12 protein-coding genes are annotated in these 15766 nt (G+C 62.6%); 6 read left to right on the top strand and 6 right to left on the bottom strand.

What is annotated here, in order from left to right; translation table 11 throughout:
- Window positions 1-25 precede the first annotated feature (25 nt).
- From nthA to V1286_RS15470, 3 genes are read left to right on the top strand one after another with little or no spacing between them, the layout of a single operon-like run.
- Entirely contained in the window at window positions 26-667 is a 642-nt protein-coding gene (gene nthA, locus V1286_RS15480) for a nitrile hydratase subunit alpha (protein ID WP_334480753.1), read from the top strand.
- Complete coding sequence (nthB, locus tag V1286_RS15475; RefSeq protein ID WP_334480751.1) at window positions 667-1326, top strand: nitrile hydratase subunit beta; 660 nt, start codon at window positions 667-669, stop codon at window positions 1324-1326. The genes nthA and nthB overlap by 1 nt, the downstream gene beginning before the upstream one ends.
- On the top strand, window positions 1326-1712 hold the full coding sequence (locus tag V1286_RS15470; RefSeq protein WP_334480749.1) for a nitrile hydratase accessory protein: 387 nt from the start codon (window positions 1326-1328) through the stop codon (window positions 1710-1712). The genes nthB and V1286_RS15470 overlap by 1 nt, the downstream gene beginning before the upstream one ends.
- A gap of 151 nt (window positions 1713-1863) precedes the next feature.
- On the opposite strand, the gene queC is transcribed toward V1286_RS15470, so the two are convergent.
- Window positions 1864-2574: a 7-cyano-7-deazaguanine synthase QueC gene (gene queC / locus V1286_RS15465; protein WP_334480748.1), complete on the bottom strand. Its 711-nt coding sequence runs from the start codon at window positions 2572-2574 to the stop codon at window positions 1864-1866.
- Window positions 2575-2840: 266 nt separating this feature from the next.
- Here queC and V1286_RS15460 point away from each other — a divergent pair, with 266 nt between their 5' ends.
- The 3 genes from V1286_RS15460 to mazG all read left to right on the top strand — a co-directional run bounded on the left by V1286_RS15460 (window position 2841) and on the right by mazG (window position 8395).
- A complete protein-coding gene (locus V1286_RS15460; RefSeq protein WP_334480746.1) occupies window positions 2841-6236 on the top strand; it encodes a response regulator in 3396 nt (1131 codons plus the stop codon).
- Window positions 6237-6239: 3 nt separating this feature from the next.
- On the top strand, window positions 6240-7238 hold the full coding sequence (locus V1286_RS15455) for a GGDEF domain-containing response regulator (RefSeq protein WP_334480744.1): 999 nt from the start codon (window positions 6240-6242) through the stop codon (window positions 7236-7238).
- Between the two features lie 263 nt (window positions 7239-7501).
- Complete coding sequence (gene mazG / locus V1286_RS15450; protein WP_334480743.1) at window positions 7502-8395, top strand: nucleoside triphosphate pyrophosphohydrolase; 894 nt, start codon at window positions 7502-7504, stop codon at window positions 8393-8395.
- Window positions 8396-8472: 77 nt separating this feature from the next.
- Here the strand turns inward: mazG and hflX are convergent, their stop codons facing one another.
- The 5 genes from hflX to ntrC form a co-directional block, all read right to left on the bottom strand.
- Window positions 8473-9852 (bottom strand): GTPase HflX, encoded by a 1380-nt coding sequence (hflX, locus tag V1286_RS15445; RefSeq protein WP_334480741.1) that lies wholly within the window; start codon window positions 9850-9852, stop codon window positions 8473-8475.
- Window positions 9853-9863: 11 nt separating this feature from the next.
- Window positions 9864-10112: an RNA chaperone Hfq gene (gene hfq / locus V1286_RS15440; protein WP_006020546.1), complete on the bottom strand. Its 249-nt coding sequence runs from the start codon at window positions 10110-10112 to the stop codon at window positions 9864-9866.
- 302 nt (window positions 10113-10414) lie between these two features.
- Window positions 10415-11785 carry a nitrogen assimilation response regulator NtrX gene (ntrX, locus tag V1286_RS15435; protein WP_334480739.1) on the bottom strand — a complete coding sequence of 457 codons (1371 nt, stop codon included), beginning with the start codon at window positions 11783-11785 and terminating at the stop codon, window positions 10415-10417.
- Window positions 11786-11802: 17 nt separating this feature from the next.
- Window positions 11803-14154 (bottom strand): sensor histidine kinase NtrY-like, encoded by a 2352-nt coding sequence (locus V1286_RS15430; RefSeq protein ID WP_334480738.1) that lies wholly within the window; start codon window positions 14152-14154, stop codon window positions 11803-11805.
- A 167-nt stretch (window positions 14155-14321) separates the two neighbouring features.
- The gene (gene ntrC / locus V1286_RS15425; protein WP_212422545.1) at window positions 14322-15764 is read right to left on the bottom strand and encodes a nitrogen regulation protein NR(I); all 1443 of its coding nucleotides are present in this window, start codon (window positions 15762-15764) and stop codon (window positions 14322-14324) included.
- Between the last annotated feature and the right edge of the window lie 2 nt (window positions 15765-15766).

Genomic DNA, 15766 nt, shown 5'->3' with positions numbered 1-15766 from the left:
TGGATTTTGCGACTATCCTGATGGCATGAGCGACCATGATCACGATCACCACGGCCACCACCACGATCACGACCACTCCGAGTTGTCGGAGACCGAGCTGCGCGTGCGCGCGCTGGAATCGATCCTGACCGAGAAAGGCTATGTCGATCCGGCGTCCCTCGATCTCCTGATCGATCTCTATGAAAAGAAGATCGGACCGCGCAACGGCGTTCGCGTGGTCGCCAAGGCCTGGACCGATCCGGCCTACCACGCCCGCTTGATGAAGGACGCGACGGCGGCGATTGCCGAACTCGACTATTCCGGCCGCCAGGGCGAGCACATGGTCGTGGTCGAGAACACGCCCGAGCAGCACAACATGGTCGTGTGCACGTTGTGCTCCTGCTACCCGCATCCCGTTCTGGGATTGCCCCCGGTCTGGTACAAATCCGCGCCCTATCGCTCGCGCGCGGTCTCCGACCCGCGCGGCGTGTTGAAGGATTTCGGCGTGACGCTGCCGGACGCCACCAAGATCCGCGTCTGGGATTCCACGGCCGAAATCCGCTACCTCGTGCTGCCGATGCGCCCTGAGGGCACCGAGGGCTGGAGCGCCGAGCAGCTCGCCGAGCTCGTCACCCGCGACAGCATGATCGGCACGGGCCTGCCGAAACAGCCGGACGGGACTGCCTGATGGACGGCGCACATGACATGGGCGGCGCCAAGGGTTTTGGCCCGGTCGTACCCGAGCCGAACGAGCCGGTGTTTCACGGCGACTGGGAGCGCCGCGCCTTTGCGCTGACGGTCGCAATGGCGCGTCCGGGTGGCTGGAACATCGACATGTCGCGGTTTGCGCGCGAGAACCGGCCGCCTGAGGATTATCTCAGCAAGAGCTATTTTCAGATTTGGCTGGCCGGGCTGGAAACGCTGATGATCGAGCGCGGGCTGGTGACGCGTGAGGAGATCGAAGCCGGCAAGGTGCTGTCGCCGCCCAAGCCCGGCGTCACGCCGATCGCGCCAACTGAGGTGACGCCGGCGATCCGCCGCGGCGGCCCGACCGAACGCGAACCGAAAGCGCCCGCGATGTTTGCCGTCGGCGAGACCGTGCGGATGAAGGACATCCACCCGGTGACGCATACGCGGCTGCCGCAATATGTCCGCGGCCATCTCGGCACTATCGAGCTCAATCATGGCTGCCACGTCTTCCCCGACACCAACTCGCTCGGCAAGGGCGAGGACCCGCAATGGCTCTACACCGTGCGTTTCGATGGGCCGGAGCTATGGGGCAAAGACGGAGATCCCACGCTCAGCGTCTCCGTCGACGCCTGGGAATCCTATCTGGAGCGCGTTTGATGAATCTGACCCCGCAACAGGCGATGCGGGCGGCCGTCGCCGTCCCCGGCGTGCCCCGTGACGAGGACGGCCCGGTGTTTCGCGAGCCGTGGGAGGCGCGCGCCTTCGCCATGGCGCTGGCGCTGCATGAAGCCGGCGTCTTCACCTGGAAGGAATGGGCGGAGACGCTGGGCGCACAAATCAAGCGTGCGCAGGCCGAAGGCGATCCAGATACCGGCGAAACCTATTACCGGCACTGGCTCGCCACGCTGGAAACGCTGGTCGCCGCCAAGGGCGTTACCACATCGGATGTTCTGCATCGCTACCGCGACGCCTGGGACCACGCCGCCGACCGCACGCCGCACGGCGCGCCGATTGAGCTGACGCCCGGGGATTTTGGGAAGTAGCTCGGCGTCCCCAGTCGTCATACCCGCGGAGGCGGGTATCCAGTACGATGCGGCTTATCGGCTCACACGCAGGTCTCCGGGATACTGGATCGCCCGCCCCAGTGCGCAATTGCGCACAAGGCGGGCGACGACAACGGCAGTGTGCGGCACGCTACGTCCCCGCATATTCCCGCCAGCCCTTCGCCCGCAGCGCGCAGGCCGGGCATTCGCCGCAGCCATAGCCCCAATCGTGCTGCGCGCCGCGTTCGCCGAGGTAACAGGTGTGTGAGTGCTCGCGGATCAGGTCGACCAGCCCTGCCCCGCCGAGTTCGTTCGCGAGTTTCCAGGTCGAAGCCTTGTCGAGCCACATCAGCGGCGTATGCAGCTCAAAGTTCTTCGCCATGCCAAGATTGAGCGCCGACTGCAGCGCCTTGATGGTCTCGTCGCGGCAATCCGGATAGCCGGAATAGTCAGTCTCGCACATGCCGCCGATGATGTGGCGGATGCCGCGCCGGTACGCCAGCGCCGCCGCGAAGGTCAGAAACACCAGGTTGCGGCCCGGCACGAAGGTGTTCGGCAGGCCATCCGCGCCCATTTCGATCGCGACGTCGCGGGTCAGCGCGGTATCGGAAATCTCGGCCAGTGTCGGGATTTCCAACGTGTGGCTGTCGCCGAGTTTTGCCGCCCAATCCGGCCGCAACGATTTGATGCCTGCCAGCAGGCGGTCGCGGCATTCCAGCTCGATCGCATGGCGCTGACCGTAGCTGAAGCCGAGCATTTCGACGCGGGCGAAGCGCTGCAGCGCCCAGGCAAGGCAGGTGGTGGAATCCTGCCCCCCGGAAAACAGCACCAGCGCGGTTTCAGACTGGGATTGATCGGTCATGGGGTGCACTTACCACCGCGAGATACTCCCGCCAATCGTTGTGACAGTCTGTTCCATCATATCCGCCACAGCCTCAGGCACTCAAAATCGTTACGCTTTATTAACTACATGGCGGTTCAATATTGCTGCCAGAGGCGGCTTCTGCCGAGCGGCTAGTAAATTTAATTGCACCCTATTGGGCCGCGAACGGCCGCCTAGCCCATTCAATGCGCGTCGAGCCGCCGGTTGGCCCCGGCAGCAACAGGGCGCGGAAGGCGGCATCCCCAATGAGTGGACGTATCCGAACGCGCCTGCTGGCTCTCGTCACGGCCGCCATTCTGCCGCTGTTGCTTCTGGCGGCCGTTTTTCTTTGGGAACGGTTCAACGAAGATTTTGCGAACACCCGGACCGCTGCGATTAACGCGGCGCACACGGCAGCGGCGCGCGTCGATGACCACGTCAACGACGTGAATACCTTGCTGCTCGTTATCGGCAAAATGATTTCCATCAATCCGGCGGATGCCGAAAAGAACGACGTGATTCTTTCCAAGGTAAAGGCCGACCTGCCGTCCTATTTGAACAACATTCTGCTGTTCGACCTGGCAGGCAACAACATCGGAACGTCGCAGTGGCCTGTGGAGGATCGAAGCAAGCTTTCCGGAATCGGGCGAAGCTATTTCAAACCGGCGCGCGAAGGAAAGCTCACGATAAGCGAGCCGCTCGTAAGCCGGCTGAACTCCGAGTGGGTTGCCGCTGAGGCGCGTCCGGTTCTTGACGACGCCGGCTCGATACTGGCCGTCATCGTCACGGGCATGAGACTGGCGCGCATCAACGAGATCGTGGATTCCGCAAAGCTGCCGCCTGGAAGTGCCGTGAGGATTCTCAACGAGAACGGCATCGTGATCGGCCGCACGGATCGTCCTGAATGGACGGGCCGCAACGTGAGCAACGACCCGATCGTGGCTCGTCATCTCGGTTCCGGCGAGGCAGGCGAAGAGTTGGCCTGGCTCGATGGCGTCACGCGCGTAACAGCAACCACCAGGGCGCGTACCGTTCCCTGGGTCGTGACGGTCGGCTTGCCCCCTGTGCAAATCTCCAACGTATTCAAGCACTCACAATGGGCGTTTATCTCGACCGCATTGGCGGTGGCGTTGGCGTACCTGCTGGCCTGGCTGCTTTCATCGGGAATAGTCCGTCCGATACGGCAACTGCAGCGCGATGCCGCCATTGTCGGGGAAGGAAACGCCGATCACCGCTCGCACGTTCAGGCAAAGGGCGAGTTGGGCGAGTTGGCAAACACCTTCAACAGCATGGCGGCTTCCCTGCAGCAGCAATCGACGGAACTGAAGCGGGCAAACATGCAGTTCGATGCTGCCATCGCCAATATTTCGCAAGGCATTTGCATGTTCAGTGCGGACAAGCGGCTGGTGATCTCAAACGATCGCTTCCGGCAGATGTATAATCTGACTGAAAAGCAGGTCGAGCCCGGCACGCCGCTGGCCCAACTTCTGCAATGTCACGTCGCAAACGGTGAAAAAAGCGACCTGTCCGTCGAAGAACATACCCAGAGAATGCCGACATTGGCCTCCGAGACATTCACGCTCGCGGACGGTCGTGTGATCCTTATTCGACGAACGACGATGTCGAACGGCGGCTGGGTTGCGACTCACGATGATATCACCGAGCAGAAGCGCGCCGAGGCCATGTTGGCCGAAAAGGCCCGCGAGGCGGAACAGGCTAGTCTCGCCAAGTCCGAGTTTCTGAGTTCGATGAGTCACGAGATCCGGACGCCGCTCAATGGCGTGATTGGCATGACCGGACTGCTGCTGGACACCGAACTCGATCCGCGGCAGCGCGCCTACGCGGAGATGGCGCGCCAATCGGGAGAAGCCCTGCTCGGGGTGATCAACGACGTTCTCGATTTTTCGAAGATCGAGGCCGGGAAGATAGAACTCGAAGTCATCGAATTCGATCTGTACGACGTCGTGGAGGGCGTCACCGGGATGGTGGCAGTCAATGCCGCCTCCAAGGGATTGGAACTGGCGAGTTTGATCGATCACGACCTGCCGACGACGTTGCGTGGCGATCCGTTCCGTTTGCGCCAAATTCTTACAAACCTGGCCGGCAACGCGGTCAAATTCACGGAACGCGGCGAGGTGGTGTTGCGCGCCAGGTTGGATGCGGAGAGCGACGATCGCCTGAAGGTTCGTTTCGAGGTTCGCGACACAGGGATCGGTATCTCTGCGGAACAACAGTCCCATCTCTTCGATGCGTTTACGCAAGCCGACCTTTCGACGACCCGGAAATATGGCGGGACCGGGCTCGGTCTGGCCATTTGCGCGCGGCTGGTAGGTCTGATGGGCGGCGAGATCGGCGTGGAAAGCGGGCTAGGAAAAGGCAGCACGTTCTGGTTCACGGTGCCGCTTGACCGTTCGTCGAAGCCAGTCCAGCGGCGGCGCATGGACCTCCGGGGGTTGCGCGTACTTGCTGTCGACGACAATGCGGTCAATCGAGCGATCCTGCATGAGCACATCGTCGGCTGGAAAATGCGCAATGGCAGCGCCGAATCCGGTATTCGCGCGCTGGAAATGCTGCGCGCCGCGGTCGCTCGCGCCGAGCCGTATGACGTGGCGATTGTCGATATGCAGATGCCGGGCATGGATGGACCCGCCCTCGGCCGTGCCATCAAGGCTGATCCTGCCATTGCCGGTACGCGGTTGATCCTGCTGACGTCGATCAGCCACGCCGGTTCCCAGCCGAACCGTGAAGGCCTGTTCGACGCATGCCTCACCAAGCCGGCGCGGCAATCCGCGCTCTATGATTGCCTGGCCGACGTGATGGCAGAGCCGGATAGTGTCAGGAAGGAATTTCTGCGGGTCGAAATCCCGGATCCTCGTGGGCAAAACGCGCCGCAACGAGATGCGCGTATTCTGGTCGCCGAGGACAATATCGTGAACCAGAAGGTGGCCATTGGTATTCTCGCATCCCTCGGCTTTCGCGCCGATGTCGTGGCCAACGGCCTCGAAGCTGTTGAAGCTGTCGGCCGGATCCCCTACGCCGCGATTCTGATGGACTGCCAGATGCCGGAGATGGATGGCTACGAGGCCGCCCGGGCGATCCGACTGCGCGAAGGAACCGGTCGGCGTACGCCAATCATCGCGCTCACGGCTGATGTCATGAAGGACGCGCGCGCCAAGAGTCTGTCCGCCGGAATGGACGACCACATCACCAAACCGCTCAAGCCTTCCGAGCTTGCCGCTGCTCTCGACCGATCGTTGCCGACGTTTGCAGCGGTCGAATCCCCGCCTCTCGCGGCGGAGCCGCAATCCGACGACGTGGTTGATCGCGCCGTGCTCGACGGACTGCGCTCGCTTGAGAGAGCCGGCTCGCCCGGCCTGGTCGAAGCACTGGTAGATTGCTTCCTTGAGGAAACCCCGCACCAGTTGGCCGAGATGCGGAATTCGGCCCAACTGGGCGATGCGGTGCATCTGACCAGGCTCGCCCACAAGCTGAAGGGAAGCCTTGCCAATCTGGGCGCTCATGGAATGGTCCGGACCTGCGCCGAACTGGAAACGCTTGGCCGAAGCGGTGATACCGGTGTCGCACCGCAGCTGGTCGCGGATCTTGAGCGGCAGTTCAATACGGTCAGCAGTGCGCTGCGGTCCGAAATTGTAAAGGCATGAGCCATGCGCATCCTCGTCGCCGAAGATGACACTGCATCACGGCTGATCATCGAGGCCGCCGTAACATCGTTGGGCCATGAGTGCATCAAGGCGATCAGTGGTGAGGAGGCATGGCGACTTTTTGAGACGGTCGACGTGGACGTTGTCATCAGCGATCGCAGCATGCCGGGAATGGACGGCATTGAACTGTGTCGCCGGGTCCGGGCGAGCAACAAGGACACCTACACCTATTTCATCTTCCTGACGATCTTCGACGAAAGGGCTGATGTCATAAGTGGCATGGAGGCCGGCGCGGACGACTACCTCTTCAAACCCCTCGATGCCGGGGAGTTGAAGCTTCGCCTGCATGTCGCCTCGCGGGTTACGGCGCTTCACCGGCAGTTATTCCGGCAGGCGGCGGAGCTCGAGCAGCTCAATCGTCGGCTTTTCGACCAGTCGCGCACGGACTCGCTGACCGGGCTGGGCAGCCGCCTCAAGCTGAACGAAGACCTCGATGCGATTTACGCGCAGCTGGAGCGCTATGGGCGCAGCTACTGCGCGATCATGTGCGACGTCGATTACTTCAAAGCTTACAACGACAATGAAGGCCATCTTGCCGGCGACAGGGTACTCCAGCTTGTGGCACGGACGCTGTTGAGCACGTGCCGGAATGGCGACCAAATCTATCGTTATGGTGGCGAAGAATTCCTGATCCTGTTGCCCGAACAAGATCTCGAGGCGGGGCTTGTCGCGGCCAATCGCTTCCGTCAAGCCATCCAGGAAATAGCGATCCCGCACGATGGCAACCCTGCAAACGGGATCGTGACCATCAGCGCCGGGGTAGCGTCTTTCTCGGAGCCCGAGAACAAGTCGATCGAGGGTTGGCTGACTGAGGCTGACGCTGCGCTCTATCGTGCAAAACAAGCCGGGCGCAACCGCGTCGAGACGCATCAGCAACCATCGGCGGTGCCGGAGCCGTCGAGCAAGCCTTCGCTCGTGGACATCAGAACGACTGTAACCTGACCGTTCACCAGATCGTCAAACTATAGCGTTTTCGAGCGAAGTGGGTGCCGGTTCGCGTGAAGAAAACGCGTCAAAACAAGAATCTAGAGGTTCGGTTCTGATTTAATCAGAACCGATAATGCTCTAGGGCATGGGTTGTGCGGCTACCGGCCGGGGCTTGCGGCCAATCGGTGGAAAATCGCGCCTATTTCGGCTCGTTCCGCTGGGATCGCCGCGCCGCTTGCGGCATAAAGCGGCTCGTTCTCCCAAGCGACGGAAATCCCATGACCCCTTCCCGCGATATTTCCCGCCTCATTGAGATCATGGCGGCGCTGCGCACGCCGGTAACGGGCTGTCCATGGGACCTCGAGCAGAATTTTGCGACGATCGCGCCCTACACCATCGAGGAAGCCTATGAGGTGGCCGACGCGATCACCCGCGGCGACTTCGATGATCTCCGCGAGGAACTGGGCGATCTCCTGCTGCAGGTCGTCTATCACGCCCGCATGGCGGAAGAGCAAAACGCCTTTGCCTTCGGCGAAGTGGTCGAGGCGATCACAACGAAGTTGATCCGTCGCCATCCGCATGTGTTCGCCGACAAGGACGGCAATATCGCCACCGCCGGCGTCAAAAGCGCCTGGGAACGCATCAAGGCCGAGGAAAAGGCCGAGCGCGCGGCACGGCGGCCGCCGGAGGAGACGGCGCATAAATCGCTGCTATCGGGCGTCAAGGCCGGCCAGCCCGCCTTGACGCGGGCGATGGAATTGCAGCGCAAGGCGTCGACCGTCGGCTTCGATTGGAACGATCCTCGCGCGGTGCTCAGCAAGATCCGCGAAGAGGCCGACGAGATCGAGGCCGCGCTCGACAACGGCGATGCGGACGAACTCGCCGCCGAGACCGGCGATCTCCTGTTCGCGCTGGTCAATCTGGCGCGCCATGTTGGCGCCGATCCGGAAAGCGCACTGCGCGGCACCAACGCCAAATTCGAACGCCGCTTTGCCTATATCGAGCGTGCGCTCTCCGCGAGAGGACGCTCACTCGAGGACGCGACGCTGGAAGAAATGGACGCGCTGTGGAACGAGGCGAAGGGCGCGGAGCAATCCCTGTCGTCGTCCCGGCCAAGCGAAGCGCGAGCCGGGACCCACACCGCGGAATCTCACGATAAGGCACGCGGCTAGTATCGCGCATACTACAGCCTGTGGCTATGGGTCCCCGCTCCCGTGCGCAATTGCGCACTAGGCGGGGACGACAACTGCTATGGGGCCGAATGCGGCACGGCATCGAACCGCGATACCACGATGTCGCGTTTGGTCTCGTCGACGCGCACGGTCATGTCGAAGCGCCCGTCGTGGAGCTCCTTGTTGAGCACTTCGGCATTGCGGTGCAGCCAGCTGATGCCGGCGCCGTCGGAAGCATCGATCGAGAGATCGAGCGTCGTGCGTGTCGCCGCCAGCCGATCCTCGATCGCGGTCAACAGCTCGTTCACGCCCTCGCCTGATACGGCGGACACCAGGAAACACGGCCGCTCCGGCGGACGTCGTGATGCGATGTTGCGCAGGTTCTCGCGCTCCTCGGGATCAAAGCGATCGATCTTGTTCCAGACTTCGAGGATGCGGGCGCCAGAGTCGGGGTCGATGCCGAGCTGGCGCAGCACGGCGTCGACGTCACGCTCCTGCGCCTCCGCGTCTTCGTGCGAGATGTCGCGGACGTGCAGAATGATATCGGCCTCCAGCACCTCTTCCAGCGTGGCGCGAAACGCCGCGACGAGTTGTGTCGGCAGGTTGGAAATGAATCCGACGGTATCTGACAACATCGCCTTGCCGCCATGCGGCAGGCTCAGCGCGCGCAAGGTGGGGTCAAGCGTCGCAAACAGCATGTCGGCCGCCTGCACGTCGGCGCGCGTGAGCCGGTTGAACAGCGTCGACTTGCCGGCGTTGGTATAGCCGACCAGCGCCACGACGCGATACGGCACGCGCTGCCGGCCGGCGCGATGCAGCCGCCGCGTCGCCTGCACTTTCTTCAGTTCATTTTCCAACCGTGCGATGCGATCGCCGATCAGGCGGCGGTCGGCTTCGATCTGGGTTTCGCCGGGGCCGCCCATGAATCCGAAACCGCCACGCTGGCGTTCCAGATGGGTCCAGGAGCGCACCAGCCGGCTGCGTTGGTAATTCAGATGCGCAAGCTCGACCTGCAGCGCGCCTTCCTTGGTCTTGGCGCGGCGGCCGAAGATTTCCAGGATCAGGCCGGTACGGTCGAGAACCTTGCTGTTCCACGCCTTCTCGAGATTGCGCTGCTGGATCGGCGACAGCGCACAATCCATCACCACGAGTTCGATGTCGTGGCCCGCGATGAGGCCGGTGATCTCCTCGACCTTGCCCTTGCCGAGATAGGTCGCAGGCCGGATCTGGCTGATTGGCGCGATCAGGGTATCGGCGATCGTGAGGTCGATGGCGCGCGCAAGACCCGTCGCTTCCTCGAGCCGGGCCTCGGAATCGCGCACGACATCGTTCGTCTGCGCATCGGCGTCGCCGCGGCGCATTCGCAGATAAGGGCCGATGACGATCACCCGCCCGCTTTGCTTACCCTCCGCCGACCGCGGACGGTCGGCGATCCCTTCACGGTTGAGGGGTTCCAATCAGTTCACTCTCAAGCCGGAGCATCCTCACCACCTTCGAACAACTGAATCGGTGCCCCCGGCATGATGGTCGAGATCGCATGCTTGTAGACAAGCTGCGAATGACCGTCGCGCCGAAGCAGCAAGCAGAAGTTGTCAAACCAGGTAACAATCCCCTGCAGCTTCACTCCGTTGACCAGAAAGATCGTTAGTGGCGTCTTTGTTTTACGAACGTGGTTTAGGAAGGTGTCTTGTAGATTTTGTGCGCGGTCTGCCGCCATTTTTTTTGTCCCGCCGTCTCGTGCTTCTTTTTTGTTAAGCCGGTTGTTGCTCTCTCACGGAGCCTGCCCCGACTCGCCGGCTTCCCCTGAGATCCCCCTCCGGTCGGCTCGGCAGGACGATTAGAGGGTACGCGCGGTTTTAAGGCAAGCCGGTTCGCGTTCCACCTAGCAGGAACCCAGTGGCCATTCTCCGTAAAAGTGCGGAAAGAGATAAATATTCCAAAGCAAGTGCATGGATCGGCTCAAAGCAAGCGAAACGAGCCTCAGGTTCCGGCAGGTAACGAACAAGCGATTCACAAGTCTCAGCCAACCCCAAGCGCCTTGAGCTTGCGGTGGAGCGCCGAACGCTCCATGCCGACGAATTCGGCGGTGCGCGAAATGTTGCCCGAGAACCGGCTGATCTGCGCGATTAGATAGTCGCGCTCGAACACTTCCCGCGCCTCGCGCAGCGGCAGCCCCATGATGTGCTCGCCATTGTTGCTGGTCGGCATCGCCGGCACCATCGAACCCACATCCTGAGGCAGCATGTCGGCCGTGATGATCGCTTCAGGGCCGCCGCCGGCCAGAATCATGACGCGCTCGACATTGTTGCGGAGCTGGCGGACGTTGCCGGGCCAGACATGCGACTGCAATACCGCCATGGCGTCCTGGCCGATCTGCCGCTTCGGCAAACCGGTCGCCGCCGATATCTGGTCCATGAAATAGTCGATCAGTTCCGGGATGTCCTCGCGCCGCTCCGACAGCGGGGGGACGCGGATCGGCACCACCGACAGCCGGTGGTAGAGATCCTCGCGGAAGCGCCCTTCCGCGATCTCTTCCTCCAGGTTGCGCGCCGTCGAGGAGATGATGCGGACGTCGACATGAATCTTGGCGGTGCCGCCCGAGCGCTGAAAGGTCTGATCGACCAGCACGCGCAGGATCTTGTTCTGGGTCTCGCGCGGCATGTCGGCGATTTCGTCGATGAACAGCGTGCCGCCGTGGGCTTCCTCCAGCGCGCCCGGCTTGCGCGCCTGCTCGCCGTTCGACTGCTCGATGCCGAACAATTCGACTTCCATCCGCTCCGGCGTGATCGCCGCGGCATTGATCACCACGAACGGTCCTTCAGAGCGGCTCGAGGCGTTGTGCAGCGTGCGCGCGGCCAGCTCCTTGCCCGAACCGGAGGGGCCGACGATCAGGATGCGGCTGTTGGCCTTGGCCGCCCGGTCGATGGTCTGGCGCAGCTGGTTCATGCAGGCAGAGCGTCCGGTGAGAACGCTGGCGGTGGGAGCCAGTTGCTTGAGTTCCTTCACCTCGCGCTTGAGGCGCGAGGTTTCCAGCGCCCGCGTCGCCACCAGGATCAGCCGGTCGGACTTGAACGGCTTTTCGATGAAGTCGTAGGCGCCGCGCTTGATCGCAGCCACCGCGGTCTCGATGTTGCCGTGGCCGGAGATCATCACCACGGGAACGTCGGCATGATCCTTCTTGACCTGCTCGAGCAATTGCAGGCCGTCGAGCTTGGAGCCCTGCAGCCAGATGTCGAGGAACACCAGATGCGGGCGGCGGTTGGCGATCTCGCCCAGCGCCGAATCGCTGTCGCGCGCGGTACGGGTATTGAAGCCTTCATCCTCCAGGATGCCTGCAACGAGGTCACGAATATCGGCTTCGTCGTCGACAATCAGAATGTCACTGGCCATGGGTTACACCTGTCTTGTCAGTTGCCTGTCGCGGCTTCGGTTTTTGTTTCATCATTGGTCGCGGTTGCCGTCCCGTTGGTTCCGCCTGACGGCGCTTTTGTTTCTTCAGCCTGTGGCTTTGCCTCCGGCGACGGCTGCTTCGCTTCCGCCTTCGGCGCATGGCCCGTGACGGCGAACCGCAGCCGCATCCAGGCGCCGCGCTGCCCGGACCGGAAATCGGAGGCATCCTTGAGTTCGATGCGGCCGCCATGGTCTTCCAGCACGCGGCCGACGATGGCGAGCCCGAGCCCGGTGCCCTTTTGGCGCGTCGTCACATAGGGCTCCAGCAACCGCGCACGGCTCACTTTCGGCAGGCCGATACCATTGTCGATCACGTCGATCACGATGTCGTCGTTTTCGCGCGCGGCAATGACGTCGATACGTCCCTTGCCGAGTTCTTCCGGCGGCACCTGCTCGATCGCCTCCGTCGCGTTCTTGATGATGTTGGTGAGCGCCTGCGAGATCAGCCGGCGGTCGAACTGCGCGCGCATTGGATCCTGCTTGATATCGGCTTCGATATCGAGATCGGGATGACCGACCTTCATCAGGAATACTGCCTGGCGCACGGTATCGGCGACGTCCTCGCCTTCCATGACCGGCTTTGGCATCCGCGCGAAGCGAGAGAATTCATCAACCATCCGCCTGATGTCGTCGACCTGCCGCACGATGGTGTCGGTACATTGCTCGAAGATGCCCTTGTCTTCGGTGATGACCTTGCCGAATTTACGGCGAATTCGCTCGGCCGAAAGCTGGATCGGCGTCAGCGGATTCTTGATTTCGTGGGCGATGCGGCGCGCAACGTCGCCCCACGCCGATGTCCGCTGCGCGGAGACGAGCTCCGTGATGTCGTCGAGCGTGATGATGTAGCTGTCGCGTGACTGGCTGGTCTGCTCGGCGCTGACGCGGACCGACAAATTGCGCTCGTGGCCGTCGCGCGTGATCGTGATCTGGCCCTGCACCAGGCGCTGCGTGCCCTCGCGCGCGGTCTTCATCATGTCGTCGAGCTCGGGCAGCACGTCCGACAGCGGATGGTCCAGCGTCTCGGACTCAGCATGGCCGATGAGTTTCTCGGCCGAACGGTTCAGGATGCCGACGCTGCCGGAGGCGTCGACGCCGATGATGCCGGCGCTGGCCGACGACAGCACCGCCTCGATGAATCGCCGGCGGCTGTCGATCAGGTCCGATGCGCTGACCAGTTCGTCGCGCTGGGTGCGCAATTCAGCCGTCATCTTGTTGAAGGTCTCGCCGAGTTGCGCGAGGTCGCCTTCGGACTTGTGCACCGGCACCTGGACGTGCAGATCGCCGGTCGAAACGATATTGGCCGCGCTCATCAGATTGCGGATCGGCGACACCAGCCAGTTGGCGAAATTCAGCCCGAGCAAGATGGACGCCATCAAAATAGTGAGTGCGATCACGGCAAACATCAGCGCGAAGGTGACCTGGATGCCGAGCCGTTGGGCTTCGATCTGGGCATATTCGGCGACGCTGGCCTGCGTTTGCTTGAGCTGACTGACCACCCGTGGGTCGAGCAGACGGGCAACATAAAGAAAAGTGTCAGTGAAGCCGCGGAGGCGAATTACTGCTGCCACGTAGTTTTCTTCCGGGAATACCGCAATCTCCGGCTTGCTTTCGCCGACATCGTTGAGGAATTCCTGCGGCGGCGTCGCGAATTGCTGATTGATGCCGGTTTGCGCCGTCACCAGAACGTTGCGATCCTTGTCGATCAGCATCGCGCCCGGCAAATTGCGTACGGCAGCGTTGTTCGTCAGCAGCTCGAAAAATGACTGCCGGTCCTGATCGAAAAGCGGCCGCGCATTGGAAAGATCGTTGGCCATCCCCAGAATGTCGCTATTGATCAAAAAGGCGTGCTCATTGACATAGGCATGGGCGATGCTCAGGGAGTTCTCGATCGCCGCTCGCGTTGGCCCGGAAAACAGCCTGTCGAGACCACGATCGAGGGTGACATTGGCGACAATGGCAACCACGACCGCCGGCAGCACGGCGATGATGGAGAACAGGCTGACGATCTGGACGTGCAGCCGTGCCGCCGCCCGGCCCCGCCGCCGCGCCTGAATCACCAGCCAGACTTCGCGGACGATGATGCCGACCAGCAGCAGGATGGTCGCCGCATTGATCAGCAGGAACGAATAGACGACATGGCGGGTCGGCTCGATCGGCGTCAGGCCGCTCAAGACCATGAAGGTCAGAAATGCCGACAGCAGCGCGATCGCGACCGCAAACGGCGCCACCCACTTCCGCAGGATTCCCCCTCCGGATTCGGTATGCGACGGGTCGAATGGTGGTGCCGAGGTCGTTTCTGCGGTGGTCATTCCGGCAATCGGTGATCGGAAAGGGCTAGTGCCCGCCATTCGCGGACTGATGCATTCATATCACAATGTTGCCGAATTGCGACAATTCCGCGACCGTCGGACCGCTAAAGCGATCGATCCCCAGCCGCGCCACCCCGTCTTATTGCGAAGGGAAGCGAGTGCAAGCCCTAGCCGCCGCTCCGGTAGACCTGAATGTCGAGATCCCTGATCTTCTTCCGTAGCGTATTTCGGTTGAGGCCGAGCAGGTCGGCTGCGCGGATCTGGTTGCCGCGGGTGGCCGCCAGCGCCGCGGTGAGCAGCGGCACCTCGATCTCCTTGAGGATGCGGTGGTAGAGGCCCGGCGGCGGCACGCCGTTCGGGAAGCCGGAGAAGTGCGAGGACAGGTAGGCCTCGACCGCGCCGCCGAGGTTCTCCACGCCCATCGGGGCATTGCCGCCCGAGGTGACCGCCGGCGGCGCCAGCTCGCCGTCGATGACCGAGGCCGTGATGACGTCCTGCGGATAAAGCGCCGCCAGCCGGCGGGCGAGGTTTTCAAGCTCGCGCACGTTGCCGGGCCAGCGGTGCTGCTTGAGGCGTTCCAGCGCCAGCGTATCGAGCTTCTTCGGCGGCAAACCGTCCTTTTCGGCGAGCGAAAAGAAATGCCTGATGAGATCGGGCAGATCCTCGATCCGCTCCCGCAACGGCGGCAGGCGCAGCGGCACGACGTTGAGGCGGAAGAACAAATCCTCCCGGAACAGGCCCTGCTGGATCAGGATGCGCAAATCCTTGTTGCTCGCCGCCACGATCCGGACGTCGGTCTTGATCGGGGTGCGCCCGCCGACCGTGGTGTATTCGCCCTGCTGCAGCACCCGCAGCAACCGCGTCTGCGCCTCCATCGGCATGTCACCGATTTCGTCGAGAAACAGCGTGCCGCCTTCGGCCTGCTCGAACCGGCCCGACGCGCGGGTATTGGCCCCGGTAAACGCGCCGCGCTCATGGCCGAACAATTCGGATTCGATCAGGTCGCGCGGGATCGCCGCCATGTTGACGGCGACGAACGGGCCGTTGCGACGCTTGCCGTAGTCATGCAGCGCGCGGGCGACCAGTTCCTTGCCGGTGCCGGACTCGCCGGAGATCATCACCGTGAGGTCGGTCTGCATCAACCGCGCCAGCACCCGGTAGATTTCCTGCATCGCCGGCGAGCGGCCAACCAAGGGGATCGAATCGAATTCGGAATCGTCCGCCGCGCTCGCCACCCGCTCCTTCGGCTCGGCCAGTGCACGGCCGACGATGGTGATGAGCTCCTTCAGGTCGAACGGTTTCGGCAGATATTCATAGGCGCCGCGTTCCGAGGCCCGGATCGCCGTCATGAAGGTATTTTGCGCGCTCATGACGATGACCGGCAAGTTCGGCCGCATCTTCTTGATACGTGGCAAGAGATCGAACGCGTTCTCGTCGGGCATCACCACATCGGTGATGACGAGATCGCCCTCGCCCTGGCTTACCCAGCGCCACAGCGTCGCGGCGTTCCCGGTCAAACGAACTTCATATCCGGCGCGCGAAAGCGCCTGGTTCAGAACCGTGCGGATGGCGGTGTCGTCATCGGCAACGAGAATGCTACCTGCGGGCATCG

Origin of the sequence: Bradyrhizobium algeriense (assembly GCF_036924595.1) — a bacterium.
Classification (GTDB): Bacteria; Pseudomonadota; Alphaproteobacteria; order Rhizobiales; family Xanthobacteraceae; genus Bradyrhizobium; species Bradyrhizobium algeriense.
This window is presented reverse-complemented; position numbering and strand designations above follow the sequence as displayed.